The organism is Mesobacillus sp., assembly GCF_049588175.1.
In the GTDB taxonomy this organism is placed as follows: domain Bacteria; phylum Bacillota; class Bacilli; order Bacillales; family Cytobacillaceae; genus Mesobacillus.
In genome coordinates this window covers 1-1529 of record NZ_JBAVFI010000194.1, presented here as the reverse complement: position 1 = coordinate 1529, position 1529 = coordinate 1, and the positions used below count along the sequence as shown (strand labels likewise).

The following is a 1529-nucleotide window of genomic DNA, read 5'->3' as shown; positions in this document are numbered from 1 at the left end:
GTACAAGGAACGGCTCGAACAAGGCTTTGCTCATGAAGATATCATGGAATCGATTTATGTAAAAGGCCGGGATAACGCGAGGACGCCGATGCAATGGAGTGCGGAATCCCAAGCTGGTTTTACAGCTGGTGAGCCTTGGATTGAAGTGAACCCTAACCACTCGGCAATTAATGTTGAGAATGATAAAAATAGTAACAAGTCCATCTATCAATTTTACAAAAAGCTGATTAAGCTGCGTAAAGAGAATGACCTGATTATTTATGGAGATTACAAGCTGCTGGACAGTGAGCCGGAGATTTTTGCTTACGCAAGAACTTATGAGAATGAAGAGTGGCGTGTAGTCTGCAATTTTACCGGCAAAGAGATTGAGAGTTCATTATTGTGTGACGGAGAGATTGTCATCCATAACTATGAAACCCCTGGTGAAAAGCTGCGGCCGTACGAGGTGATTGTCTATAAACTGAAAAATTAACTATAGATGGAAACGCTCACAAGGTATAATAGCAGTAGAGCTTACTGAAGAGACGGGAGAGAGAATCGTGGCAGGAATTAAAGATATTGCAAAACAGGCAGGTGTCTCGATATCCACTGTTTCCTATGCATTGAACGGCAGCCCGAAGGTGACAGAAGAGACGGCAGCGAAAATCCTCGCGATCGCCAAGGAGCTGAACTACGTTCCGAACGCGGCGGCCCGTTCTTTAAAAAAAAGGGAAACGAAAATCATTGGCGTCTTCCTGACCAATTATGGCGGAGCCTTTTACGGCCAGCTTCTTCAGGGCATCCAGGACGCCCTCAGCAGCAAGGGCTACGAGATGATTGTCTGCGGCGGGAAGGAATCGCACCGCTTTATACCGGAACGGATGATTGACGGCGCCATCGTTCTCGATTTCTATTTTTCAAGCGAAGAACTGCTCAAGCATGCAGAAGCCGGCCATAAGATCGTCGTCATGGACCGGGAGCTTGAGCATCCTAATATAAATCAAGTATTATTGCACAATACATCTGGCGCTACGCTGGCGATCGATCATTTGATTGAGAAAGGTCACCGGAAAATCTATACGGTAACCGGACCGGAGGGCTCATATGATGCGATGCAGCGGATCGGTGCCGCGCGCCAGGCGGTTATTCGATATAAAGATATTGATTATCGTGAAATACCAGGTGATTTTAACAAGCCTTCCGGCGAAAAAGCCGCTGAACAAATCGTCAGCGAATACACCGAGCCAGTGGCCGTCTTCTGCCTTAACGACGAAATGGCCATCGGCATGTACAACTACCTAGCAAAAACAAAATACGAGATCGGCAAGCACATCCATATCATCGGATTCGATAACATCGAGCTTTCACAATACACAAACCCAAGACTCGCAACCATCGACTACTCCGAACAAAAATGGGGCGCCGTCTCCGCAGAACACCTATTAAAACTACTAGCCAACGAACCAGTCGAAAACGAACGCATCTACGTAACCCTGATACCAGGCGATTCCGTTGGCTGAGTGGAACATGGGGACGGTTCTCACGTTCCA

General features: G+C 47.2%; 1 protein-coding gene and 1 pseudogene. Both read left to right on the top strand.

From position 1 onward, the window contains the following. A pseudogene (locus WB217_RS04890) lies at positions 1-472 on the top strand (glucohydrolase); the annotation flags it as partial. 67 nt (positions 473-539) lie between these two features. Next, positions 540-1499 carry a LacI family DNA-binding transcriptional regulator gene (locus WB217_RS04885; protein ID WP_423991184.1) on the top strand — a complete coding sequence of 320 codons (960 nt, stop codon included), beginning with the start codon at positions 540-542 and terminating at the stop codon, positions 1497-1499. The last annotated feature ends 30 nt before the right edge of the window (positions 1500-1529 follow it).